Annotated in this window: 19 protein-coding genes and 3 tRNA genes; 4 read left to right on the plus strand and 18 right to left on the minus strand. The window is 61.0% G+C overall.

Translation table 11 applies throughout. The features are described from left to right. Window positions 1-92 precede the first annotated feature (92 nt). The 14 genes from rlmB to nnr form a co-directional block, all read right to left on the minus strand. Window positions 93-824: a 23S rRNA (guanosine(2251)-2'-O)-methyltransferase RlmB gene (gene rlmB / locus ACMGGK_RS21600; protein ID WP_004933653.1), complete on the minus strand. Its 732-nt coding sequence runs from the start codon at window positions 822-824 to the stop codon at window positions 93-95. 61 nt (window positions 825-885) lie between these two features. Then, entirely contained in the window at window positions 886-3,360 is a 2,475-nt protein-coding gene (gene rnr / locus ACMGGK_RS21605) for a ribonuclease R (protein ID WP_033638918.1), read from the minus strand. 59 nt (window positions 3,361-3,419) lie between these two features. After that, window positions 3,420-3,845, minus strand: a complete 426-nt coding sequence (nsrR, locus tag ACMGGK_RS21610) for a nitric oxide-sensing transcriptional repressor NsrR (RefSeq protein WP_004933660.1) — start codon at window positions 3,843-3,845, stop codon at window positions 3,420-3,422. 233 nt (window positions 3,846-4,078) lie between these two features. Further along, the gene (locus ACMGGK_RS21615; RefSeq protein ID WP_004933663.1) at window positions 4,079-5,377 is read right to left on the minus strand and encodes an adenylosuccinate synthase; all 1,299 of its coding nucleotides are present in this window, start codon (window positions 5,375-5,377) and stop codon (window positions 4,079-4,081) included. 98 nt (window positions 5,378-5,475) lie between these two features. Beyond that, window positions 5,476-5,676, minus strand: coding sequence for a DUF2065 domain-containing protein (locus ACMGGK_RS21620; RefSeq protein WP_004933666.1), 201 nt, complete (start codon window positions 5,674-5,676; stop codon window positions 5,476-5,478). Between the two features lie 63 nt (window positions 5,677-5,739). Then, window positions 5,740-6,744, minus strand: a complete 1,005-nt coding sequence (gene hflC, locus ACMGGK_RS21625; RefSeq protein WP_004933669.1) for a protease modulator HflC — start codon at window positions 6,742-6,744, stop codon at window positions 5,740-5,742. 3 nt (window positions 6,745-6,747) lie between these two features. Beyond that, window positions 6,748-7,998 (minus strand): FtsH protease activity modulator HflK, encoded by a 1,251-nt coding sequence (hflK, locus tag ACMGGK_RS21630; RefSeq protein ID WP_004933672.1) that lies wholly within the window; start codon window positions 7,996-7,998, stop codon window positions 6,748-6,750. 68 nt (window positions 7,999-8,066) lie between these two features. Further along, window positions 8,067-9,347: a ribosome rescue GTPase HflX gene (hflX, locus tag ACMGGK_RS21635; protein WP_004933675.1), complete on the minus strand. Its 1,281-nt coding sequence runs from the start codon at window positions 9,345-9,347 to the stop codon at window positions 8,067-8,069. Window positions 9,348-9,445: 98 nt separating this feature from the next. Then, complete coding sequence (gene hfq / locus ACMGGK_RS21640) at window positions 9,446-9,754, minus strand: RNA chaperone Hfq (protein WP_004933678.1); 309 nt, start codon at window positions 9,752-9,754, stop codon at window positions 9,446-9,448. A 114-nt stretch (window positions 9,755-9,868) separates the two neighbouring features. Further along, window positions 9,869-10,810 carry a tRNA (adenosine(37)-N6)-dimethylallyltransferase MiaA gene (gene miaA / locus ACMGGK_RS21645; RefSeq protein WP_004933679.1) on the minus strand — a complete coding sequence of 314 codons (942 nt, stop codon included), beginning with the start codon at window positions 10,808-10,810 and terminating at the stop codon, window positions 9,869-9,871. Then, a complete protein-coding gene (gene mutL, locus ACMGGK_RS21650) occupies window positions 10,797-12,686 on the minus strand; it encodes a DNA mismatch repair endonuclease MutL (protein WP_420277194.1) in 1,890 nt (629 codons plus the stop codon). Before mutL ends, miaA begins: the two co-directional genes overlap by 14 nt. 22 nt (window positions 12,687-12,708) lie before the next feature. Beyond that, window positions 12,709-14,505, minus strand: a complete 1,797-nt coding sequence (amiB, locus tag ACMGGK_RS21655) for an N-acetylmuramoyl-L-alanine amidase AmiB (protein WP_033638922.1) — start codon at window positions 14,503-14,505, stop codon at window positions 12,709-12,711. Window positions 14,506-14,512: 7 nt separating this feature from the next. Next, on the minus strand, window positions 14,513-14,983 hold the full coding sequence (gene tsaE / locus ACMGGK_RS21660) for a tRNA (adenosine(37)-N6)-threonylcarbamoyltransferase complex ATPase subunit type 1 TsaE (protein WP_025305017.1): 471 nt from the start codon (window positions 14,981-14,983) through the stop codon (window positions 14,513-14,515). A 10-nt stretch (window positions 14,984-14,993) separates the two neighbouring features. Beyond that, on the minus strand, window positions 14,994-16,508 hold the full coding sequence (nnr, locus tag ACMGGK_RS21665; protein WP_110146627.1) for a bifunctional ADP-dependent NAD(P)H-hydrate dehydratase/NAD(P)H-hydrate epimerase: 1,515 nt from the start codon (window positions 16,506-16,508) through the stop codon (window positions 14,994-14,996). Here nnr and queG point away from each other — a divergent pair. Next, window positions 16,507-17,646 (plus strand): tRNA epoxyqueuosine(34) reductase QueG, encoded by a 1,140-nt coding sequence (queG, locus tag ACMGGK_RS21670; RefSeq protein WP_016929367.1) that lies wholly within the window; start codon window positions 16,507-16,509, stop codon window positions 17,644-17,646. The genes nnr and queG overlap by 2 nt on opposite strands. A gap of 311 nt (window positions 17,647-17,957) precedes the next feature. Here the strand turns inward: queG and ACMGGK_RS21675 are convergent. From ACMGGK_RS21675 to orn, 4 genes are all read right to left on the minus strand, one after another. Beyond that, window positions 17,958-18,033 (minus strand) — tRNA-Gly (locus ACMGGK_RS21675). A gap of 54 nt (window positions 18,034-18,087) precedes the next feature. Continuing rightward, window positions 18,088-18,163, minus strand: a tRNA-Gly gene (locus tag ACMGGK_RS21680). A gap of 66 nt (window positions 18,164-18,229) precedes the next feature. Then, window positions 18,230-18,305: transfer RNA gene (locus tag ACMGGK_RS21685), tRNA-Gly, on the minus strand. A 192-nt stretch (window positions 18,306-18,497) separates the two neighbouring features. Beyond that, the gene (gene orn / locus ACMGGK_RS21690; protein WP_004929689.1) at window positions 18,498-19,043 is read right to left on the minus strand and encodes an oligoribonuclease; all 546 of its coding nucleotides are present in this window, start codon (window positions 19,041-19,043) and stop codon (window positions 18,498-18,500) included. Between the two features lie 245 nt (window positions 19,044-19,288). On the opposite strand from orn, the gene rsgA reads away from it, so the two are divergent. The 3 genes from rsgA to mscM all read left to right on the plus strand — a co-directional run bounded on the left by rsgA (window position 19,289) and on the right by mscM (window position 24,669). Continuing rightward, window positions 19,289-20,338: a small ribosomal subunit biogenesis GTPase RsgA gene (gene rsgA / locus ACMGGK_RS21695; RefSeq protein ID WP_033641617.1), complete on the plus strand. Its 1,050-nt coding sequence runs from the start codon at window positions 19,289-19,291 to the stop codon at window positions 20,336-20,338. A 76-nt stretch (window positions 20,339-20,414) separates the two neighbouring features. Then, window positions 20,415-21,308, plus strand: coding sequence for an archaetidylserine decarboxylase (asd, locus tag ACMGGK_RS21700; RefSeq protein WP_028127565.1), 894 nt, complete (start codon window positions 20,415-20,417; stop codon window positions 21,306-21,308). A gap of 13 nt (window positions 21,309-21,321) precedes the next feature. Further along, entirely contained in the window at window positions 21,322-24,669 is a 3,348-nt protein-coding gene (mscM, locus tag ACMGGK_RS21705; protein ID WP_016929370.1) for a miniconductance mechanosensitive channel MscM, read from the plus strand. Window position 24,670: the final 1 nt, after the last annotated feature.

Genomic DNA, 24,670 nt, shown 5'->3' on the forward strand with positions numbered 1-24,670 from the left:
CAGGGATAAGTATGGTCGGCGCAGAGATTTCTGCCGCAGGCGGGATCACAAGAGAGGGAATTAACGGGGGCAGAGCGCCCCCGTCAGGAGAATCAGCCGCGCTGACGCACCGCTTCGAACAGGCAGATGCCGGTGGCGACCGACACGTTCAGCGAAGAGACGGTGCCAGCCATCGGGATGCTGATCAGCTCGTCGCAGTGTTCGCGGGTCAGGCGACGCATGCCTTCGCCTTCCGCGCCCATCACCAGCGCCATCGGGCCGGTCATTTTGCTTTGATACAGCGTATGATCGGCTTCGCCGGCGGTGCCCACCACCCAGACGTTCATCTCTTGCAGCAGACGCAGCGTGCGCGCCAGGTTGGTCACGCGGATCAACGGCACGTTTTCGGCGGCGCCGCAGGCCACTTTCTTGGCGGTGGCGTTCAACTGGGCGGAACGGTCACGGGGCACGATCACCGCGTGCACGCCGGCCGCGTCGGCGCTGCGCAGGCAGGCGCCGAGGTTGTGCGGGTCGGTCACGCCGTCCAGCACCAGCAGGAACGGCGTCTCCACGCTTTCCAGCAGGCCCGGCAGATCGTTCTCCTGATACTGGCGCCCTTCGCGCACCCGGGCGATGATCCCCTGGTGCACCGCGCCTTCAACCTTGTCATCCAGCCATTGACGGTTCGCCACCTGGATCACGATGCCGGTCGCTTCCAGCTCGGCGATCAGCGGTTGCAGACGGCGATCTTCGCGGCCTTTCAGAATAAACACTTCCAGGAAGCGTTGCGGGTCGCGCTCTAACAGGGCTTTGACGGCATGGATGCCGTAAATAATTTCGCTCATGATGCTCTTTTAAATTCGTGCGGCCGGCGATAACCGGCCGATGATAACGATGTGCGGCAGGTTAGGCCTGCTCGGCACCTTTCTTCTTGGCTGCGCGCTTGGCTTTGGTCGCCGCCGCGATTTTCCGCGTTTTGTCGGACGCTTTCTTGGCTTTCTTCTTCGCCTTCTTCACGTTGTCCGCGGGCTTGGCGTCATCCTGCTTGCGGAAGGCGCTGTCCGGCTCGAAGTTGGCCGGCGGTTTGCCGCCGCGGCGCTTGCCGCGCCCCGCGCTACCGTTGTCGCGCAGCGTGCGCTGGCCGCCCTTCTTGGCGCGATCGCGTTCGGTTTTGCCTTCACCGCGCGCTTTGCGGGTGCTGGATACCAGTGCGAAATCGATCTTGCGCTCGTCCATGTGTACCGCGTCCACGCGGATCTCCACCGTATCCCCCAGGCGATAGACCGTGCCGGAAGATTCTCCGATCAGGCGCTGGCCGATATTATCGTAGCGATAGTAATCATTATCCAGCGTTGATACGTGCACCAGCCCGTCGATGAACAGATCGTTCAGGCGCACGAAGAAGCCGAAGCCGGTCACGCTGGAGATGATGCCGCTGAACACTTCACCGACGTGATCCTGCATGAAGTCGCACTTCAGCCAGTCGGCGACGTTGCGCGTCGCTTCGTCCGCGCGGCGCTCGGTCATCGAGCAGTGTTCGCCCAGCTGCAGCATCTCTTCGAATTCGCTGTGCCAGCCGCCGGTCGGCGTCCAGCGCTCTTTCTGCTCGCCGTGTTCTTTGGCCAACTGATATTTGATCGCGCGGTGCAGCGCCAGATCCGGATAACGGCGGATCGGCGAGGTGAAGTGGCCATAAGACGCCAGCGCCAGGCCGAAGTGGCCGCGGTTTTCCGGATCGTAAATCGCCTGTTTCATCGAACGCAGCAACATGGTTTGCAGCATTTCGTGGTCAGGGCGCTCGGACACTTCATCCATCAGCACCGCATAGTCCTTCGGCTGCGGCTTGTTGCCGCCGCCCAACGTCAGCCCCAGCTCGCTCAGCACGCTGCGCAGCGCGGAGATGTGGTCGTCGCTCGGACGATCGTGCACGCGGTAAAGCGCCGGCTCGTTGCGTTTCTCGACGAAGCGCGCGGCCGCCACGTTGGCCATGATCATGCACTCTTCGATCAGCTTGTGGGCGTCATTGCGCACCGTCGGCTCCACGCGCTCGATGCGACGCTCGGCGTTGAAGATGAATTTGGCTTCTTCGGTTTCGAACGCGATGCCGCCGCGCTCGGCGCGCGCCTTATCCAGCACCTTGTACATGGCGTGCAGCTCTTCCAGGTGCTTGACCAGCGGATGGTAATGCTCGCGCAGCTCCTGATCGCCCTGCAAAATGTGCCACACCTTGTTGTAGGTCAGGCGGGCGTGAGAGCTCATTACCGCCTCGTAGAACTTGGCCGTCGACAGGCGCCCCTGGGCGGAGATGGTCATTTCGCACACCATGCACAGACGATCGACCTGCGGGTTCAGGGAGCACAGCCCGTTGGACAGCACTTCCGGCAGCATCGGGATCACCTGCGACGGGAAGTACACCGAGTTGCCGCGGCTGCGCGCTTCATCGTCCAGCGCGGTGCGCGGGCGCACGTAGTAACTGACGTCGGCGATCGCCACCCACAGGCGCCAGCCGCCGCCGCGTTTTTTCTCGCAGTACACGGCGTCATCGAAGTCGCGCGCGTCTTCACCGTCGATGGTGACCAACGGCAGCTTGCGCAGATCGACGCGGCCCTTCTTGGCCGCTTCCGGCACCTGCTCGCTGAGATCGGCTACCTGTTTTTCCACCTGCGGCGGCCAGGTATGCGGGATCTCATGGGTGCGCAGCGCGATGTCCACCGCCATGCTGGTGCCCATCTTGTCGCCGAGGATCTCGACGATCTTGCCGACCGCCTTGGTGCGGCGGGTCGGGCGCTGAGTCAGCTCCACTACCACCATAAAGCCCATGCGCGCGCCGCTGACGCTGTCCGCCGGGATCAGAATATCGAAGCTCAGACGGCTGTCGTCCGGCACCACGAAGCCGGTACCGGCGTCCATGAAGAAGCGGCCGACAATCTGGCTGGTTTTCGGCACCAGCACGCGCACGATGCGCGCTTCGCGGCGCCCTTTGCGATCCGCGCCCAAGGCCTGCGCCAGCACCACGTCACCGTGGATCGCCATTTTCATCTGTTCGGCAGACAGGTACAGATCGTCTTTGCTGCCTTCAACGCGCAGGAAGCCGTAGCCGTCGCGGTGGCCGATCACCGTGCCGCGCAGCAGATCCAAACGTTCCGGCAGCGCGTAGCACTGGCGGCGGGTAAACACTAACTGGCCATCGCGCTCCATGGCGCGCAGGCGGCGGCGCAGCGCTTCCAGCTGTTCTTCGCCGCTGAGGCCCAATTCGTTGCCCAGTTCTTCGCGGCTGGCCGGCGTTTCTCTTTTCGCCAAATGGGCCAGGATATATTCACGGCTGGGGATAGGGGATTCGTATTTTTCTGCTTCTCGTTCCAGGAATGGATCTTGTGACATTGCGGTTCCTCCGTTGTCATCAGCAGGATGACGTTGAGCCTTGTCTTCTCAACGTCGTTTTATTCGACAAGCAATAGCTTGTAGAGCGGCGGATTGTCTTCGACCATGTCGGCCAACGTATGCTTATCCAGCTCTTCAAGGAAATTCTGTACGCCCTGGTGGAGCACCTGCTTCAAGCGGCAGGCAGGGGTAATGTGGCAAAACTCACTGCTGCAGTTAACCAGCGCGAGCGGCTCCAGCGCCCGCACCACGTCACCGAGGCGAATGCTCTCGGCCGGTTTGCCCAAACGTATGCCGCCATGCTTGCCGCGCACCGCCGTGACAAAACCTACCCGGCTCAACTGATTGATGATCTTCACCATATGGTTGCGAGACACGCCATAAACCTCAGTCACTTCCGAGATGCTGGTCATCTTGTCCTGCGGCAACGAGGCCATGTAGATCAACGCCCGCAGGCCATAATCAGTAAAACTTGTTAACTGCACATCTTACCTCTGGGTATCACTTTACCCGTCTGATACGCCGCTTTTCGGCGCTATTCAAAAGATTACTCATTGGATAATAAACCAGCCGGAGAGTTCGTCGCTAATTATTTAGCGAATCCCGCGCCCTAAGGCGGGTTTATGAAAGGATTTTTTGACGTGAAACCGCAATCGGAGGGAGTCAGGATAAAAACAAACCGGGACGCGCCCGGTTTGTTTAATGCCGCAAAGCCTGATTATGCGTCGAACGGGTCGCGCAGGATCATGGTTTCGCTGCGATCCGGGCCGGTAGAGATGATGTCTACCGGTACGCCGGTCACTTCTTCGATGCGCTTGATGTAGTTCAGCGCAGCCTGAGGCAGCTTGCTGTGCTCTTTCACGCCAAAGGTGGTTTCGCTCCAGCCCGGCATGGTTTCGTAGATAGGCTCAATGCCTTCCCAGCCTTCAGCCGCCAGCGGAGTGGTGTCCACTTCGCGGCCGTCCGGCATGCGGTAGCCCACGCAGATCTTCACTTCTTTCAGGCCGTCCAGGACGTCCAGTTTGGTCAGGCAGAAGCCGGACAGGGAGTTGATCTGCACGGCGCGGCGCACCGCTACCGCGTCCAGCCAACCGGTACGACGACGACGGCCGGTGGTGGCACCGAACTCGTTACCCTGCTTGCACAGGTATTCGCCGGTTTCATCGAACAGTTCAGTTGGGAACGGACCTGCACCCACGCGAGTGGAATAGGCTTTCACGATGCCCAGCACGTAATCCACATAACGCGGGCCGATGCCGGAACCGGTAGCCACGCCGCCGGCGGTGGTGTTGGAAGAGGTCACGTACGGATAAGTACCGTGGTCGATATCCAGCAGGGTACCCTGAGCGCCCTCGAACATGATCAGGTCGCCACGCTTGCGCGCGCCGTCCAGCAGTTCGGAAACGTCAACCACCATGGCGGTCAGGATGTCGGCGATAGACAGCACGTAGTCCAGCGTCGCCTGATAATCGACGGCGTCAACTTTGTAGTAGTTGACCAGCTGGAAGTTGTGGTAATCGACGATCTCTTTCAGCTTAACGGCGAAGGTTTCTTTGTTGAACAGGTCGCCGACGCGCAGGCCGCGACGAGCCACTTTATCTTCGTAAGCCGGGCCGATGCCGCGACCGGTGGTGCCGATCGCTTTCGCGCCGCGCGCTTTCTCACGCGCGTTATCCAACGCAACGTGGTAAGGCAGGATCAACGGGCAAGCTTCAGAGAGTAACAGACGTTCGCGTACCGGGATGCCACGCGCTTCGAGTTCACCCATTTCTTTCATCAACGCGTCCGGCGCCAGAACAACACCGTTGCCGATGATGCTGGTGACGTTTTCACGCAGAATACCTGAAGGAATTAAATGAAGGACGGTTTTTTCACCGTTGATTACCAGAGTGTGGCCAGCGTTATGGCCACCTTGGTAGCGCACAACATATTGAGCCCGTTCAGTCAGCAGGTCTACAACCTTGCCTTTACCTTCGTCACCCCATTGGGTGCCCAGTACGACGACGTTCTTACCCATTTTTCAAAATCACCGATTGCTTAAAAATGGATTCTACCACCGTAATTTTCGATTTTCAGCACTTTTAGCATACGATTGCATAAATTTTGGGCTAGACTTTAAAGACCCGTGCGGCCGCTCAACATGTAGTAGATCACGCAGCCCGCAACCACTATTCCACCGCCAAATCGCCGCAGCGTCGCGTCCGGCAGCTGCGACATCGCCACTATCATTTTGCGCCAGGCCTGCGGAAACAGCATCGGCCCCAATCCTTCCAGCACCAGAACCAGCCCGAGCGCCAGCCAAATCGTTGAGTTCATGCATCCCCCAAAAACAAGAAAGGGCCCGCGTAAACGGGCCCTCGATCAGATTGCCTGCCGCGCTTATTTGCGCAGAGTATCAGGCGACTTCATGTAGCGGAAGAAATCGCTGTCCGGGCTCAGTACCAGCACGTCCTGGTTGTCCTTGAAGCTGGCTTCATAGGCGCGCAGGCTGCGGATAAAGGCATAGAAATCCGGATCCTGGCTGAACGCGTTGGCGAACAGCTTGGCCGCTTCGGCATCGCCTTCACCGCGGGTGATACGCGCTTGACGCTCGGCTTCCGCCAGGGTACGGGTCACTTCGTAATCCGCGCTGGCGCGCAGCTTCTCGGCTTCTTCCTGGCCCTGCGAGCGCAGACGACGGGCTACCGCTTCACGCTCGGCGCGCATACGCTGGTAGATGGCGTCGGACACTTCGGCCGGCAGGTTGATCTGCTTGATACGCACGTCGATCACTTCGATGCCCAACGCCGCCATGCTGTTCGGGTTCACCTGCGGCTGTTTGCCGGTGGTTTCCCGCTCAACGCGCGCCGCCGCAGAGGCGATAGCGTCATCGGCTTCGGTGGTCGCCACCTCTTCGCCGTCACCCACGGTGCCGGTGTTCAGCGCGTCACGCACGTCAGACATCAGCTTGCCGCGCGAGTCGGTCACGATGTCTTTCACGTCCAGACGGCCAATTTCGGAACGCAGACGGTCGCTGAACTTGCGTTTCAGCAGCACTTCGGCCTGGGAGACGTCGCCGCCCCCGGTCGCCAGGTAGTAACGGCTGAAGTCGCTGATGCGCCACTTCAGATAGGAGTCGACGATCAGGTCTTTCTTCTCGCTGGTCACGAAGCGATCGGCCTGGTTGTCCATGGTCTGGATGCGCGCATCCAGGTTCTTCACGGTCTCAATGAACGGGATCTTGAGGTGCAGACCCGGCGCATACACCAGCGGCTTGTTTTCGCCGTCGCGCAGAACCTTGCCGAAGCGCAGCACGATGCCGCGCTGGCCTTCCTGCACCACGAACAGCGAAGCGTACAGCACCACCAGCACCGCGAGGACAATAACTACAAAAGACTTACGCATTGATTACTCTCTCCCTACGCGAGTGGTGTCGTCACGCTGCGCATTCGCCCGGCGCTGATCCATAACCGATCCGCCGCTGGTGCGCGGAGTGCTGCTGTTGGCAGCCGGCGCAGGATTCGGATTGAGGCGAATCAGGCTGGTATCCTTGTTGCCGCTCTCCGCCGCCGCGCCTTGGCCGCGCAGCATCTGATCCAGCGGCAGCACCATCAGGTTGTTGCCTTTGTCGCTCACCAACACCTTACGGGTATGGCCCAGCACTTTTTCCATGGTTTCGATATACAGACGCTCGCGGGTGATCTGCGGTGCGGACTTGTATTCCGGCAACAGCTTGGCAAAGCGCGCCACCTCACCCTGAGCTTCCAGGACGGTGCGGTCCTTATAAGCCTTGGAGTCTTCCAGCAGACGCTGCGCCTGGCCGTTCGCACGCGGCTGAACTTCGTTGGCGTAAGCTTCCGCTTCACGGATGTATTGCTGCTCGTTCTCACGCGCGGCGATCGCATCGTCGAACGACGCCTTCACCTCTTCCGGCGGACGCGCCGCCTGGAAGTTGACGTCCAGCAGCGTGATGCCCATGTTGTAAGGACGGATGGTCTCTTCCAGCATGCGCTGCGTATCGTTACGCACCACGGTACGGCCTTCAGTCAGGATGCGATCCATCGAGTACTTGCCGATCACGCCGCGCAGGGCGCTGTCGGTCGCCTGGCTCAGGCTGTCGTCGGCATTGACGACGCTGAACAGGTACGCTTCCGGGTTGGTCACGCGGTACTGCACGTTCATTTCCACGCGCACCACGTTTTCATCGGAGGTCAGCATCACGCCGGACGCCGCCAATTCGCGCACGGATTCCACGTTCACCGGACGCACGTCGTCGATGAAGGTCGGCTTCCAGTTCAGGCCCGGCTGCACCAGATGGCTGAACTTGCCGAAACGCGTCACGACGCCGCGCTCGGCTTCCTTGATGGTGTAGAAGCCGCTGGCGGCCCAGATCACCACCACGGCGACCGCCGCGATACCGATAATGCGGCCGCTGAAGCCCGGGCCAGAGGTGCCGGTGCCGCCGCTATTGCTGTTGGAGCCTTTGCCCCCGCCGAAACCGCTCAATTTCTTGCTCAGTTTGCGGAAGATATCGTCCAAATCAGGTGGCCCTTGATCACGACCGCCTTTGTTGTTACCGCCAGAGTTGCCGCCATTATTATTGCTGCTCCCCCACGGGTCGCGGTCCTGTCCGTTATTACCGGGCTGATTCCACGCCATGTTTTAGCTCCATATTCTGTGATTGGGTACTTCAGGCTTTCGCGAAGCATAAATGTAACAGGATATGATCATACGATAAAGTCAATCAGGTCCTGTTCTTGCTTGCAGAGACGACGCCATTCGACGATCGGCATTCGCACCACCACGCCAATGCTGCCGTCTTCTTCGTTCCACTCTTTTTCAATCGCCTGAAGCTGGTAAAAACGGCTGCGAAGACGGCCTGCCCGTGGCGGTAAGCGCAATTCGTAATGCGCGATCTCCCCCGATAAGCGCTCCGTCAACGCCTGATACAGCAACGGAATACCCTCTCCGCTGGCGGCGGACAGCCACACCCGGATCGGCAGGTTTTCGTCGTTGCGGTCGATACGCGGCACAAAATCGTCCAGCATATCTATTTTGTTCATCACTAACAGTGTAGGAATTTCATCCGAGTCTATCTCCGCCAGCACGGTGTTCACCGCTTCGATGTTCTCATCGACGCGCGGATCTGCGGCATCGATGACGTGCAGCAGCAGAGATGCCTGGCGCGTTTCCTGCAGCGTCGCCTTGAAGGCGGCCACCAGATCGTGCGGCAGGTGCCGGATGAAGCCTACGGTATCCGCCAACACGGTATCCCCCACGTCCGGCACGTCAATGCGCCGCAACGTAGGATCCAGGGTGGCAAATAGCTGGTCCGCCGCATACACCTCGGCAGACGTTATTCGGTTAAACAGGGTGGATTTGCCGGCGTTGGTGTAGCCCACCAGCGATACGGTCGGCACATCGGCACGGGTCCGCGCGCGTCGGCCTTGTTCACGCTGCTTTTCTACCCGCTCCAGGCGGCGCAGAATCAAGCTGATGCGATCGCGCAACAGGCGACGGTCGGTCTCAAGCTGGGTTTCCCCCGGCCCGCGCAGGCCAATCCCCCCTTTTTGCCGCTCCAGGTGCGTCCAGCCGCGTACCAGACGCGTGGCGATGTGACGCAACTGCGCCAGCTCCACCTGCAGCTTACCTTCATGGGTGCGGGCACGCTGGGCGAAGATGTCTAAAATCAGCCCGGTGCGATCGATCACCCGGCATTCGCACAGGCGCTCGAGGTTTCTTTCCTGCGCCGGGGAAAGGGAATGATCAAACAGGACAACAGACGCGCCGCTGGCTTTCACCGCATCTGCAATTTCTTCGGCCTTTCCTTCGCCGACAAAGTACTTCGGATGCGGGGCTTTGCGGCTACCAGTCACCACTTGCAAAGCTTCGACACCGGCTGAGGAGACCAGCGATTCGAACTCGTTGAGGTCTTCCGTATCTTTGTCTTGCGAGAAATAGATATGAACCAGTACGGCCTGCTCACCGGCTTCATAACGGTCAAACAAGCGTGCAACCTCTCAAACGGACACTCACCGTGAGTTTGGGGGACATAAACAGCCCGCGGCTGCTTATGCTCCCCGTCATGGTTGACTTGCAACGCGCTTTATTCAGCGTCATCGCTTTCCTGCTGCGGCTGTTGCTGCGCAGACGGATTGTTGCCATGGTGATAGTTGCTTGAACCGCCGCTCGGGTTGTTGCTGTGATGCGAAACCGGACGTGACGGGACAACGGTAGAGATAGCGTGCTTGTACACCATCTGGCTAACCGTGTTCTTCAACAGGATGACAAACTGGTCAAAAGACTCAATCTGGCCTTGCAGCTTAATACCATTCACCAAATAAATAGAAACCGGAACACGTTCACGACGCAATGCGTTCAGGAACGGATCTTGCAAAGATTGCCCCTTAGCCATTCTATCTTTTCCTTATTTGCTTGTTGTTTGTAACTAAGAACCTGTCGGCTCTAAAATAAACGACGTAAAAAATTTGCGCGCTGAATACTCAGCAATTGTACACAATCACCCAACCTATGCACTAACAACCTGTGTCACCGAGTCCAAAGCCTCTCCCGGCTTTTCACTGTCCAACCAATGGACCGACTCCCAACCCCGTAACCAGGTCATTTGGCGTTTAGCCAACTGACGTGTTGCGCAAATACCACGATAAACCATCTCATCGTAACTAATTTCACCAGACAAGTATGACCACATCTGGCGGTAACCGACACAGCGAATGGAGGGCAAGTCCGTATGCAAATCACCCCGTGCGAAAAGTGCACGCGCTTCCGTCTCAAAACCCGCCGCCAACATTTGATGGTACCGCAGCTCGATGCGTTGATGGATCAACTCACGGCTGGTCGGCGCTATCGCAAATTGGTGAACTTGATACGGCAACGATTCACCCGAAATTTTAGTCAGTTCCGTTAAAGTTTTACCCGAAATAAAAAAAACTTCCAGTGCTCTGGACAGTCTCTGCGGATCATTCGGATGAATTCTCAATGCCGCGACCGGATCGATCGCCTGTAACTGACGGTGCAACGCCTCCCAGCCCTGCTCCGCCGCTTGCCGTTCGATACGCTCGCGCACCGCGGGATCGGCGGACGGCAACGGCGATAATCCTTCCAGCAACGCCTTGAAATACAACATGGTGCCGCCCACCAACAGCGGAATGCGGCCGGCGGCGGTGATGTCGGCCATCTCTTTCAGCGCATCGGCGCGGAACTCCGCGGCCGAGTAAGCTTCGGCGGGATCGCGAATATCGATCAGCCGATGCGGCGCCTGCGCCAATTCTTCAGCGCTCGGCTTGGCGGTGCCGATATCCATGCCGCGGTAAATCAGCGCGGAATCGACGCTGATCAGTTCCACCGGCAGGCGTTCGCGCAGCGCGATCGCCAGCGCGGTCTTGCCCGAGGCGGTCGGCCCCATGATGAAAATAGCCGGGGGACGTGGTGTCATTTCAGTGTCTGTCATGCTTGAGGGCCGCCAGTGCGGCCTGTAAATCAACGGGTTGTAAAAGTCCGCTCGGTGGCGATTTGACCAGCTGCGGGCAAAGTCGTTCAACGTCGGTCAGCAATTGTATCGCTTGCGAGGTGTTCCACTGTTCATGTTCGCTGCCAAGACGGCGAGCGAGCCAGGTGGCCAGCACCGCGGGCGACATCTCCTGATGTTCGGCCAGATAGCCTAACAGTTCGGGTATCAGTTTTTGTAAATTTTGTTGGCGTAATGGTAAAGGCACTGCGCGCAGCGTCACACGGCCGTGATCCGCCTGCAGATCCAGCCCCATCATCGTCAGCAGCGCCTGATGCCGTGCGATGGCTGCCGCTTCGCTCTTTTCCAACGTCAGCTTGACTGGGATTAGCAGCGGCTGCGGCCGCAGCCCTTCCGTCGGCGGGTTGAGCTGCGCCTGACGCAGCCAGCGCTCGGCCACCGTAAGATTGAGCAACGCCGGCTGCTGGCGCTGTTCAATCAACGCATAACACGGCGGATGGATCATCAACACCCGGCCAAAACTGTGCTGGCCGCCCGCCAACGGCGTTTCCGCTGCGGCTTTCGCCGGCGGGAACAGCGGCGGCTTGATCGAGACTTCCGGCGCGGCCTCGGCCGGCGGCTCGGCGGCGGGCTGCATCAGTTTACCGTACAGCTCGCCTTCGCGTTTCTGATAACCGCCCGCCGCTTGCCAGCCCGGCTGCGGCGGCCGCTCGCGGGCGGTGCCGGCCGGTGGCGGCGTTTCACGGCGCGGCGCAGGCTGAGAAAAATGGTTACCGCCGGCGGCGACGCGGTTTTCCTGCTGCCAGACCGGCGCGGGCGCTTCGGCCGGCATTTCCGCCAGCGGCAGCGACGGTGTCTGACCGGCCTGTTGCAGCACGGTGGTCACCGCCTGGTAGATAAAATCGTGCACCAGCCGCGCCTGATGGAAACGCACCTCGTGCTTGGCGGGATGCACGTTGACGTCCACCTGGTGCGGATCGACCTCCAGATACAGCACGTAAGCGGGCTGCTGATCGTCCTTCAACTGATCCTGATAGGCCTGACGAATGGCGTGATTGATCAAACGATCGCGCATCATGCGGCAGTTGACGTAACAATACTGCATTTCACCCAGCTGGCGCGCCCCGGCCGGATCCGCCACCCAACCGCGGATGCTCAGATCGCCGTGCTGCCAGTCGATGTTCAGCGCATGCTGCAAAAACGCCGGGCCGCAGATGCTGCCCAAACGGCGCTCGTGCTGGCTTTCTTCCTTCGCCGCCCGGTATTGGCGGATCAGTTTGCCGTTGTGGCTGAGGTTGATCGCCACATCGAAGCGCGCCAGCGCGATGCGCCGCACCACTTCATCGATATGGCCGAATTCGGTTTTCTCGGTGCGCATGAACTTGCGGCGCGCCGGGGTGTTGTAAAACAGATCCAGCACTTCCAGCGTGCTGCCGACCGGGTGCGCAGCGGGTTTGACCGTCACCGCCTGCTCGCGCCCTTCGGCATAGGCTTGCCACGCTTCGCTCTGGTCGGCGGTGCGCGACGTCAGAGTCAAACGGGACACCGAACTGATGCTGGCCAGCGCTTCGCCGCGAAAGCCGAGGCTGACGATCGCCTCCAGGTCGTCGAGCGTGCTGATTTTACTGGTGGCGTGCCGCGCCAGCGCCAGCGCCAGATCGTCCTTGCCGATGCCGCAACCGTTGTCGCGAATGCGGATCAGCTTGGCGCCGCCGCGTTCGATATCGATATCGATGCGCGTCGCCCCGGCGTCCAGGCTGTTTTCCACCAGCTCTTTGACGACCGACGCGGGGCGCTCAACCACCTCTCCGGCGGCGATCTGGTTGGCGAGCTGTGGCGGTAACACCTGGATAGGCATGCTGACTCCTGTAGCGGTGGCGCTAGGCCTGCGGAATGGTCAGCGTCCGATCCAGCGGCGCGACGTCCGACTTCAGATTATTGACCCGTTTCAGATCGCCGACGCTGACCCCGTAGCGGGAAGCGATGGAGGACAGCGTATCTCCGCGGGCCACTTTATGTTTAGACGGCCTTTTCGCCGGCGTTTTCGCTTTGGCGACGGCGGTGACAGCGGCGGTTTTCCCCGCCGGCACCTTCAGGCGTTGCCCGACCCACACGCCATCTTTCTTCAGTTTGTTCAGATCCCGCAGCGCCGCCATGGTGGTGCCGTAGCTGTCGGCGATGCCGGACAGCGTCTCCGCCCGTTTCACCACGTGGATCTGGGTCTTGCCGCTAACGCTGCGGCTCGCGCCGGCCGGGCTGACGATAGGCTCCGGCTGACGCACGTCTGGTGTTGAGGTGTTAACCGCCGCTGCGACGTCCAGCGGTCGGTTTTCCACCTTTGGGTCGGCTTGCAGCGGATGCGCCAGGAAGTAGCTGCGCAGGCCGTTATGAATGGCCTTGGCAATCTTCTCCTGATACGCGCTACTGCCCAGCAGCCGCTCCTCCGTGCTATTACTGATAAATCCGGTTTCCACCAGCAGCGATGGAATATCCGGCGAACGCAGCACGCCCAGGCTGGCGTGTTCCGGCCGGCGTTTATGCAACGATCCGACGCTCTGCAGCTGCTGCAGCACTTTCACCGCCACGTCGTACCCGACGCGCTGCGAGTGACCGAACTGCAGATCCAGCACCGCCTGGCTCAGATAAGGGTCGGCCTGGCTATTGGCCAGCAAATCGCCGGCGCCGCCGAGCAGCTCAGACTGCTTCTCATGCTGTTCGAGCCAACCGGCCATTTCGCTGTTGGCGCGGCGGTTGGACAGCACCCAGACGGAAGCGCCGCTGGCGCTGCGGTTTGGCGCGGCGTCCGCATGGATGGAGACCAGTACGTTGGCGCCCTGTTTACGCGCAACGTCGGAACGCCCCATCACCGAGATGAAATAATCACCGTTACGCGTCAGCACCGGTTTGAACTGCGGGTCGGCGTCCAGCATCGCCTGCAGGCGACGCGCGATGGCGATGGTGACATTCTTTTCTTTCAACCCGCTCGGGCCGATGGCCCCCGGATCCTGGCCGCCGTGGCCGGCGTCGATCGCCACCACCACCCGATCGCCGGAACCGGCGGAAACGCGGCTGCTGCGCGGCGTGACCTCAGTGGCGGTGCCTGCGACCACGGTCTGTTTTTGGGTAAAGGGATTCGATCCCGTCGGCGCTTTGCGCAGCGGCGGCTCCGGCGCTTCACGCACCGCGACCGGCGCCTGACGCGGCGGTTGACTGACGGCGACCGGCGGAGGCGTTTGCACCGGCGCTTTACGCGCCACGATATTGGCGCCGCCTTCGGCCGAAATGGTGAACACCACGGTATGCACGCCGCCGTTCTGGCGAGTGGAAACGCGGGTTTTGGCGCGCTGGGTCAGATCAAACACCAGGCGCACGCTCTGAGCGTCTTTCGGCGCGCTGGAGCGAATGCTTTTCACCAGGTTTTGCCCGCTGAAATTGAGCGGAAGACCGCCGACCTTGCCCTTCTGATTAACGTCCAGCACCACCCGTTCCGGGCCGTGCAGCGGGAAAAACGCATAGTCCGGCGGACCATTGAAGCTCACCGACACCGTCGCTTCGCGTTGGGCGTTCGACACTTTGATATCGGACAGCGAGGACGCCGCCAGCGCGTTCAACGCGCCGAGCGGCCCCAGCACGGCGATCAGCATGATGACCGCAAATTTTTTCAACACCTGCGTCATTGCAGCATCATCCCTGTGATCCATGAATGCGGTCTAACAACTGGCTGCCGTATGCGGAAATCGCCTCAATCTTCGCCTCTCGCCCCTCGCCCTGATAGCTGAGGTGCAGCGCCAGGTCCGGCTCCGGCAGCACGCCGGTGCCCTGCTGCGGCCATTCGACCAGGCAGATGGCGTCTTGCGCGAAGTAATCGCGAATGCCCATGAATTCAAGCTCTTCCGGATCGGCCAAGCGATACAGATCGAAGTGATACACCGCCAACGGCTGCAAGGCATAGGGCTCTACCAGCGTATAAGTCGGGCTTTTGACGTTGCCCTGATGCCCCAACGCCTGCAGGAAGCCACGGCTGAAGGTGGTTTTACCGGCGCCCAGGTCGCCGTAGAGATAGATGACGCTGGCGCGATCGCAGGCCTTGGCCAAAGTGGTGCCCAAAGCGACAGTCGCTGCCTCGTCCGGCAGAGGTAAAACGAGTTCTTTCATTCGATAAAGTCTATTTTGCCCACTCAGGATTAACGAAATGAAGGATGTCCGGCAGTAAATCGGTCGCCAACATGCCTCTTGTTCCTTGTCTTTCCGCTACGCGATCGCCGGCCGCGCCATGCACGACGCAGCCCGCACAGGCGGCATCATACAGCGGGAGCTTTTGCGCCAGCAAACCGCCGATGATGCCCGACAGCACATCGCCCATGCCGCCGGAGGCCATGCCGGCGTTGCCGACGTCGGCGATCGCCATCTGCCCCTGCTCATCGGCGATCAGCGTACCGGCGCCTTTCAGCACCGCCACGCCGCCGTAGCGCGCCGTCAGCTTGCGCACGGCAAGTAAGCGATCACTCTCGATGTCAGCAGTGCTGCAGCTCAACAGCCGCGCCGCCTCTCCAGGATGCGGAGTCATCACGCGATTCTGCCGTTTCTCGGGATTTAATGCCAGCAAGTTCAGCGCATCGGCGTCCCACAAGGCTGGTTTATCGCTGGTTTGCAGCACGCTCAAGGCGTTTTTGCCCCACTCAGCCTGGCCCAGCCCCGGGCCAATCACCAGCACATCCGCCCATTGCATCGCCTGCCGCAGCGTCGCCTCGTCCAGCGCCTGCGCCATCAGCTCCGGCCTGGCCGTCAGCAGCGGCGTAACATGATCAATGTGAGTAAGCACTCGCACCAATCCAGCCCCGCTGCGCAGCGCCGCCTCCGCCGCCATGCGAATGGCGCCACCGAAACCGCTATCGCCGCCCACCAACAGCAGGCGGCCATGCTCGCCCTTATGAGCGCAAGGACGGCGCGGATGCAGCCAGCGCGGCAACACCTCGGCGGTAAGCCGCTGAATCTGCTCCGGTTGCTTCGCCAACCAACCCGATAAGCCTAGCGCATTCTGATGAAGTTGCCCGACCCAGTCACGCGCCTGGCCGGTCAGCAACCCCGGTTTGAGGCCGATGAACGTGACGGTGTGGGCGGCACGCACCACCGCGCCTGGCGCCGCGCCGCTTTCCGCCAGCAGGCCGGACGGAATATCGAGCGCCACCACCGGCGCCGAATGGCGGTTGGCGGCCTCGATCAGCGCGTCGTAAGGCGCACGCGGCGCGCTGCCCAGACCAGTGCCCAGCAGGCCGTCGATGATGAGCGAAACAGACGCCGGCCAGCGGCTGTTCGCCGGCAGAATGTCGCCGCCTGCTGCTTGCCAGGCCTCGCGAGCCGCTGCGGCTTCCGGTGGCAAAGGACGTGCGCCTTCGCAGGCGATCAGCGTCACCTGCACGCCCGCCGCCTTCGCCAGACGCGCCACCACATAACCGTCGCCACCGTTGTTGCCGTGGCCACACAGCACCAGCCAGTGGTCGCGGGAAGGGTACGCGTTGCGCGCCAGCGCGTAGGCCGCCTGACCGGCGCGCTGCATCAAATCGTAAAGAGAAATACCGAGCGAGGCCGCCGCCGCGGGTTCCGAGCGACGGATCCAATCCGCAGGCCAGACAGAGTGTGGTAAACTGTCAGCGTATGCTTTTTCACTGTGGCCCGTCATGACGCACCCCCTCGATCTTCATCAACTCGCCCAACATATCAAGCAATGGGGGCAATCGCTAGGATTCCAGCAGGTTGGCATCTGCGATACCGATCTGAGCCTTGAAGAGCCGAAGCTGCAGGCCTGGCTCGACAAGCAGTACCACGGCGAGATGGAATGGATGGCGCGCCACGGCATGTTGCGCGCACGCCCTCACGAACTGTTGCCGGGCACGCTGCGAGTGATCAGCGTACGCATGAACTACCTGCCGGCCAAGGCGGCGTTCGCCAGCACCTTGCAAGATTCGCAGTTGGGCTACGTCAGCCGCTACGCGCTGGGGCGTGACTATCACAAGCTGTTGCGCCAGCGCCTGAAAAAACTGGGCGATCAGATCCAGGAATACTGCGGCGAGTTGAATTTCCGCCCCTTTGTCGATTCTGCGCCGGTGATGGAGCGCGCGCTGGCCGCCAAGGCGGGCATCGGATGGGTTGGTAAACACTCACTAATTCTCAACCGCGAAGCCGGATCGTGGTTTTTCCTCGGCGAATTGCTGATCGATCTGCCGCTGCCGGTGGATCAGCCGCAGGAAGAACAGTGCGGCCGCTGCGTCGCCTGCATCACCACTTGCCCGACCGGCGCCATCGTCGCCCCCTATACCGTCGACGCCCGGCGCTGCATCTCCTACCTGACCATCGAGCTGGAAGGCGCGATCCCGGAAGAATTCCGCCCGCTGCTCGGCAACCGCATCTACGGCTGCGACGACTGCCAGCTGATCTGCCCGTGGAATCGCTTTTCGCAGCTCACCGACGAAGACGATTTCAGCCCGCGCGCCGCGCTGCATGCGCCGCAGCTGATCGATCTGTTCAACTGGACAGAAGAAAAATTCCTGCGCATCACCGAAGGCTCGGCGATACGCCGCATCGGCCACCTGCGCTGGCTGCGCAATATCGCCGTGGCGCTGGGCAATGCGCCTTATGAGGACGGCGTCGTGCTCGCGCTGCGCACGCGTTTGGGCCAGGACAGCATGCTGGACGAACATATCCACTGGGCGCTGGCGCAACAGCTCGCCCGCCGCGAAGCGCAGGGCATCGAGGTGCAGACGGCACAGAAAAAACGGCTGATACGGGCTGTGGAAAAAGGTTTGCCGAGGGACGCCTGACGGCGTGCGCCGCGCGGGCTTATCGCCGGAAGACTCACTCTGTGGATTTGTGCATAAAAATAAAAACACGTTGTCTTTCAACTGCAACAAAAAGAGCAAGTGATCGGCATAACGTTTTGGGATAAATAAATAAACATATAAATCAAATAGATAAATATTTAATTTGTATGACGTTGATTTTTCAGGCAGGCGAGTTTAAGTGCAGAGGCTGTGGATAACTCTGTTCACAACATTTTTAGCAGGCGTGTAAAACGGGACAAAAATCCGCGCCGGATAAGGCGTTGGACTTGAGTTTGAAACGAAGAGAAAATTGGAGCGGGAAACGAGACTCGAACTCGCGACCCCGACCTTGGCAAGGTCGTGCTCTACCAACTGAGCTATTCCCGCATAGAGATGCTTTTGGCATCCGGTCACCAAACACTGGCGTGACCTTTGAATTTTTGGAGCGGGAAACGAGGCTCGAACTCGCGACCTCAACCTTGGCAAGGTTGCGCTCTACCAACTGAGCTATTCCCGCGTCGCATAGGTACTGCTTGATACTGCTTTATTTATTCATCATGCCGCATCGCGACATTGTTGAATTTGGAGCGGGAAACGAGACTCGAACTCGCGACCCCGACCTTGGCAAGGTCGTGCTCTACCAACTGAGCTATTCCCGCCCGGCGTATCGATGGTGGAACGTTACGAAATTCTTCATCGGTACGGGGTGCGCATTATACGAGAAATCCTTTTTGCCGCAAGCCCCTGAAAGCAAAAAAACGCGATTTTTGTTTGATTGCCGATTAAAGCGCCAGATTGGCGAATTAAGCGGCTAAAAACGACGTTTTTTCCCCGCAGGGGCCGCCATCGCCTTAAAGCTGAATGAAATGTTCGCGGTAATAAGCCAGTTCGGCCACCGATTCGCGGATGTCATCCAGCGCCTGATGGGTGCCCTGCTTCTTAAAGCCGCCGAGAATTTCCGGCTTCCAACGGCGCGCCAGTTCCTTCAGCGTGCTGACGTCCAGATAGCGGTAATGGAAGTAGGCCTCCAGCTCGGGCATATAGCGGAACAGGAAACGGCGATCCTGGCCCACGCTGTTGCCGCAAATCGGCGATTTGCCGGCCGGCACCCATTGCTGCAGGAAGGCGATGGTTTCCAACTCGGCGGCGCGATCGTCCTGGCGGCTGGCTTTCACCCGCTCCACCAGCCCGCTGCCGGTATGGGTGCGCACGTTCCACTCGTCCATCAAGGCCAGTTGCTCGTCGGATTGGTGCACGGCGATCACCGGCCCTTCCGCCAGGATGTTCAGGTTGGCGTCGGTGACCAGCGTGGCGATCTCGATAATGCGGTCGCGCTCGGGATCCAGCCCGGTCATCTCCAAATCGATCCAAATCAGGTTATTTTCGTTTCCTGTCATGATGTTTCCTGCCTAAAAGCCGAGAGAAAAACGCTGTGCGGACGAGACGACGGGCGCCGCCGGTGGCAACGCGCCGCAGCCGGCGGCTAACAACGGTTATTTAATATAAAATAGCGTGTATCATAGTCTTTTTGGTCGCCTTGGGCGACATATACCCTGACGGGTTCAAGGCTGCGCCCGGGGCTAGTCCCTCGCCGCAGCTGTGCGTATACGTAAAGGTATAAAACCGATTCAAGTGAGGCGCAGTGAGTAAGAACAAACTGTCCAAAGGTCAGCAACGCCGCGTGCAGGCGAACCATCAGCGCCGTCTGAAGCGCGCCGATAACAAACCGGAACCGGATGATTCCCAGCTGGGCGAGCCGCAGGAAGGCGTCGTCATCAGCCGTTTCGGCATGCACGCCGACGTTGAGGCGCCGGATGGCACTCAGCACCGCTGCAACATCCGCCGCACGCTGCGTTCGCTGGTCACCGGCGATCGCGTGGTGTGGCGCCCCGGCCTGGGCGCCCATGAAGGGGTGAAGGGCATTGTGGAAGCGGTGCACGAGCGCACTTCGGTGCTGACGCGCCCGGACTTCTACGACGGCGTGAAGCCGATCGCCGCCAATATCAATCAGATCGTCATCGTGTCGGCGATCCTGCCCGAGCTGTCGCTGAACATCATCGACCGCTATCTGGTGGCCTGCGAAACGCTCGAAGTCGAGCCGCTGATCGTGCTCAACAAAATTGACCTGCTGGACGCCGAAGCGCGCAAGCTGGTCGACGGCATGATGGATATCTATCGCAAGATTGGCTACCGGGTGCTGGAAGTCTCCAGCCAAACGCGGGAAGGCATGGCGGAGTTCGAACAGGCGCTGGCCGGGCGCATCAGCATCTTCGCCGGCCAGTCGGGGGTCGGCAAATCCAGCCTGCTGAACGCGCTGCTGCCGCCGTCTGAAGAGCAAATTCTGGTAAATCAGGTTTCCGACGTCTCGGGCCTCGGGCAACATACCACCACCGCCGCGCGGCTGTACCACTTCCAGCACGGCGGCGACGTGATCGACTCCCCCGGAGTGCGCGAGTTTGGCCTGTGGCACCTGGAGCCGGAACAAATTACCCGCGGCTTTGTCGAATTCCGTGATTATTTAGGCGGTTGCAAATTCCGCGACTGCCGCCACGATACCGATCCCGGCTGCGCTATCCGCGCGGCGATGGAGAAAGGCGATATCGCGCAAGAGCGTTTCGACAACTACCACCGCATTCTGGAAAGCATGGCGCAGGTGAAGGTTCGCAAGAACTTCACGGACGCCGCAGACTGACACTGACGGGCGGGCATTGACGACGGCGGCGCCCTCGTTACAATGCGCGCCCTTTACCCTGATTCACGAGGTTAACGTGCTGGATAGCATCAAGATTAAACTGCAATATTGGCTGCCTAAGCTGGCGCTGACCCGCCTGGCGGGCTGGGGCGCCGACAAACGGGCCGGCTGGCTGACCCAACTGGTGGTCAAAACCTTCGCCCGCTACTACCGCGTGGACATGCAGGAAGCGCAAAACCCGGACCTGGCGTCTTACGCCACCTTCAACGACTTCTTCGTGCGCCCGCTGCGCGATGGCGCGCGCCCGATCATCGCCGACGCCAACTGGCTGGCGCTGCCCGCCGATGGCGCCATCAGCCAGCTCGGCCCGATCCGCGAGGACCAAATCTTCCAGGCCAAAGGCCACCACTACAGCCTGGAAGCGCTGCTGGCCGGCAACTACCTGTTGGCCGAGCCGTTCCGCAACGGCCTGTTCGCCACCACCTACCTGGCGCCGCGCGACTATCACCGCGTACACATGCCGTGCGCCGGCGTACTGCGCGAAATGATCTATGTGCCGGGCGATCTGTTCTCGGTCAACCCGCTCACCGCCGCCAACGTGCCTAACCTGTTCGCACGCAACGAGCGCGTGATCTGCGTCTTCGACACAGACATCGGGCCGATGGTGCAAATCCTGGTCGGCGCCACCATCGTCGGCAGTATCGAAACCGTCTGGGCCGGCACCGTCACGCCGCCGCGCGAAGGCATCATCAAACGCTGGACCTACCCGGCCGCCGGCGAAGAAGGCGCCATCGCGCTGGAAAAAGGCGCCGAGATGGGCCGTTTCAAACTCGGCTCCACGGTGATCAACCTGTTTACCGCAGGCAGCGTGCAGTTCGCGCCGCAGCTGCATAACGGCACCGTCACCCGCATGGGTGAAGCCTTCGCCGAAATCCCGGCCGCCGCTGAAACACCACAGACCCCGATCTAAAGGAATCGACGCCGTGCGCCTGATCATCACGCTTTTGCTCGGTTGCCTGCTGTGGCAACCGGCGCTGGCCGCCCCCGTGCCGACCGAGACCCAGCTCAAACAGGAGCTGAAGCAGGCGGAAAGCAGCAAAAACGCGCCGAATCAGGCGGAAACCACCGAGGCGCTGCAAAGCGCCCTCAACTGGCTGACGGAGCGCAAAGAGTCGCAGACTCGCTCCGAGCAGTATCAGAGAGTGATCGACGATTTCCCGAAGATGACGCAGGAACTGCGCCGTCAGTTGGTGCTGGAAAGCAACAAGATCCTGCCGAACGGCGACGATCTGCCGGCCGCCGAGCTGGAACAGCAGATCCTGCAAACCAGCAGCCTGCTGCTGGAACAGGCGCGCCTGCTGCAGCAAGAACAGGATCGCACGCGGGAAATCAGCGATTCGCTCGGCCAGTTGCCGCAGCAGCAGACCGACGCCCGCCGTGCGCTGACGGAAGTGCAGCGCCGCCTGCAGGCGCAGCCCGCCAACCCGACCACGCCGTACGCGCAGGCCGCCCTGGCCCTGCTGCAGACCGAAGCTGCGGCGCGCAAAGCCAAAGTGGACGAGCTGGAGCTGGCGCAGCTGTCGGCCAACAACCGGCAGGAGCTGGCGCGCATGCGCGCCGAGGTCTATAAAAAGCGCCACGAGAAAATAGACGTTCAGCTGCAGGCGCTGCGCAACAACCTCAACGCCCAGCGCCAACGCGAAGCGGAACTGGCGCTGGAAAAAACCGAGCAGTTGGCCGAGCAGAACGGCGATTTGCCAAGAAGCATCAGCCAACAGCTGCAGATCAACCGCGAACTGTCCGCCGCGCTGAACAGCCAGGCGCAGCGCATGGATCTGATTTCGTCGCAGCAGCGGCAGGCGGCGGCGCAGACGCTGCAGGTGCGCCAGGCGCTGAGCACCATCATCGAACAGGCCCAATGGCTCGGCTCGTCGTCGGCGCTGGGGGAAACCCTGCGCGCCCAGGTGGCGACGCTGCCGGAAATGCCCAAGCCGCAACAGCTGGACGGCGACATGGCCCAGCTGCGCGTGCAGCGCCTGCAGTTTGAAAACCAGCTGGAAAAACTGTCGCAGCGCGAATTCAAGCGCGACGACGGCAGCGCGCTGACCAACCAGGAGCAGCGCATCGTCGATGCCCAGCTGCGCACCCAGCGCGAGCTGCTCAACTCGTTGTTGTCCGGTTGCGACACCCAAATCCTTGAGCTGACCAAGCTGAAGGTGGCCAACACCCAGTTGATCGAAGCGTTGAACGAGATCCGCGACGCCACCCACCGCTATCTGTTCTGGGTGCCGGACGTCAATCCGATCAACTTCTCTTATCCGCTCAACGTGGCGCACGATCTGACCCGCGTCCTGTCGCTGGACACGCTGTCGCAGCTCGGCGGCGCCTTCATGATGATGGTGACCAGCCGCGAAACGCTGATCCCGATCTTCGGCGCCCTGCTGCTGGTGATTTTCAGCATCAGTTCGCGCAAGCACTATCACGCCTTCCTCGAGCGCGCCAGCAGCCGCGTCGGCAAGGTGACGCAGGACGAATTCTTCCTGACGGTGCGCACCGTGTTCTGGTCGATTCTGGTGGCGATGCCGCTGCCGGTGCTGTGGGCCGCGCTCGGTTACGGCCTGCAGAGCGCCTGGAACTACCCGGTGGCGGAAGCGATCGGCAAAGGGGTGACCGCCACGCTGCCGATCCTGTGGATCTGCATGATCTGCGCCGCCTTCGCCCACCCGCAGGGGCTGTTCATCGTGCACTTCCGCTGGCCGGCGAAGCAGGTTTCGCGCGCCATGCGCTACTACAAGATGTCGATCTGGCTGATCGTGCCGCTGATCATGGCGCTGATCACCTTCGATAGCCTGAAAGAACGCGAGTTCGCCAACACCCTGGGGCGGCTGTGCTTTATCCTGCTGTGTCTGGCGCTGGCGCTGGTCACCCACAGCCTGAAACGCGCCGGCATTCCGCTGTATCTGGATAAAAACGGCTCCGGCGACAACATGCTCAACAGCGCCTTCTGGGGGCTGCTGCTGTCGGCGCCGCTGCTGGCGGCGCTGGCGTCGACCGTCGGTTACCTCACCACCGCGCAGGCGCTGTTGGCGCGCCTGGAAACCTCGGTGGCGATCTGGTTCCTGCTGCTGGTCATCTACCACATCATCCGCCGCTGGATGCTGATCCAACGGCGGCGCATCGCTTTCGATCGCGCCAAACAGCGCCGCGCCGACATCCTGGCCCAGCGCGCCCGCGGCGAAGACGAAACCTCGCACACCCCGAACAGCACCGAAGGCGCCATCGATCCGGACGATTCGGACTTCGATCTGGACACCATCAGCGCCCAGTCGCTGCGGCTGGTGCGATCGATCCTGACGCTGATCGCGCTGGTGTCGGTGATCGTACTGTGGTCGGAGATCCACTCCGCGTTCGCCTTCCTGGAAAACATTTCGCTGTGGGACGTGACTTCGACGGTCAACGGCGTGGAGACCGCCCATCCGATCACCCTCGGCGCGGTGCTGATCGCCATTCTGGTGCTGATCATCACCATGCAGCTGGTGCGCAACCTGCCGGCGCTGCTGGAGCTGGCGGTGCTGCAGCACCTGGATCTGTCGCCGGGCACCGGCTACGCCATCACCACCATCACCAAGTACTTGCTGCTGCTGTTCGGCGCGGTGCTCAGCTTCGCCTGGATCGGCATCGAATGGTCAAAACTGCAGTGGGTGGTTACCGCGCTCAGTCTGGGATTGGGCTTCGGCATGCAGGAGATCTTCTCCAACTTCATCTCCGGCCTGATCATCCTGTTCGAGAAACCGATCCGCATCGGCGACACCGTGACGATCCGCAACCTGACCGGCACCGTCACCAAGATCAACACCCGCGCCACCACCATTTCGGACTGGGATCGCAAAGAGATCATCGTGCCGAACAAAGCGTTCATCACCGAACAGTTCGTCAACTGGTCGCTGTCGGACACCCTGACCCGCGTGGTGCTGACCGTACCGGCGCCGGGCGAAGCCAACAGCGAAGAAGTGACCAAGATCCTGATGAACGCCGCCGAGCGCTGCTCGCTGGTGCTGGATAACCCGGCGCCGGAGGTTTACCTGGTCGATCTGCAACAGGGCATCCAGATCTTCGAGATGCGTATTTACGCCGCCGAGATGGGCCACCGCATGCCGCTGCGCCACGAGATCCACCAGCTGATCCTGGCGGGCTATCGCGAGCACGGCATCACGCTGCCGTACCCGCCGTTCCAGGTGCGCACCGAGACGCTGTCGCGGTTGACCAACAACGGCCGTACGCCGCCGTCTACGCCGGCGCCGAACACCAAGCGCGACGCCGGGGGGCTGTAAG

The sequence above is a fragment of the Serratia sp. BNK-33-b genome (assembly GCF_048684565.1).
In the GTDB taxonomy this organism is placed as follows: domain Bacteria; phylum Pseudomonadota; class Gammaproteobacteria; order Enterobacterales; family Enterobacteriaceae; genus Serratia; species Serratia marcescens.

What these genes read in the sequence shown, in the direction of transcription:
- rlmB (WP_004933653.1), bottom strand. Translation starts at nt 824, where the DNA reads ATGAGCGAAATTATTTACGGCATCCATGCCGTCAAAGCCCTGTTAGAG.
- rnr (WP_033638918.1), bottom strand. Translation starts at nt 3,360, where the DNA reads ATGTCACAAGATCCATTCCTGGAACGAGAAGCAGAAAAATACGAATCC.
- ACMGGK_RS21615 (WP_004933663.1), bottom strand. Translation starts at nt 5,377, where the DNA reads ATGGGTAAGAACGTCGTCGTACTGGGCACCCAATGGGGTGACGAAGGT.
- ACMGGK_RS21620 (WP_004933666.1), bottom strand. Translation starts at nt 5,676, where the DNA reads ATGAACTCAACGATTTGGCTGGCGCTCGGGCTGGTTCTGGTGCTGGAA.
- hflC (WP_004933669.1), bottom strand. Translation starts at nt 6,744, where the DNA reads ATGCGTAAGTCTTTTGTAGTTATTGTCCTCGCGGTGCTGGTGGTGCTG.
- hflK (WP_004933672.1), bottom strand. Translation starts at nt 7,998, where the DNA reads ATGGCGTGGAATCAGCCCGGTAATAACGGACAGGACCGCGACCCGTGG.
- hfq (WP_004933678.1), bottom strand. Translation starts at nt 9,754, where the DNA reads ATGGCTAAGGGGCAATCTTTGCAAGATCCGTTCCTGAACGCATTGCGT.
- miaA (WP_004933679.1), bottom strand. Translation starts at nt 10,810, where the DNA reads ATGACAGACACTGAAATGACACCACGTCCCCCGGCTATTTTCATCATG.
- mutL (WP_420277194.1), bottom strand. Translation starts at nt 12,686, where the DNA reads ATGCCTATCCAGGTGTTACCGCCACAGCTCGCCAACCAGATCGCCGCC.
- amiB (WP_033638922.1), bottom strand. Translation starts at nt 14,505, where the DNA reads ATGACGCAGGTGTTGAAAAAATTTGCGGTCATCATGCTGATCGCCGTG.
- tsaE (WP_025305017.1), bottom strand. Translation starts at nt 14,983, where the DNA reads ATGAAAGAACTCGTTTTACCTCTGCCGGACGAGGCAGCGACTGTCGCT.
- queG (WP_016929367.1), top strand. Translation starts at nt 16,507, where the DNA reads ATGACGCACCCCCTCGATCTTCATCAACTCGCCCAACATATCAAGCAA.
- nnr (WP_110146627.1), bottom strand. Translation starts at nt 16,508, where the DNA reads ATGACGGGCCACAGTGAAAAAGCATACGCTGACAGTTTACCACACTCT.
- orn (WP_004929689.1), bottom strand. Translation starts at nt 19,043, where the DNA reads ATGACAGGAAACGAAAATAACCTGATTTGGATCGATTTGGAGATGACC.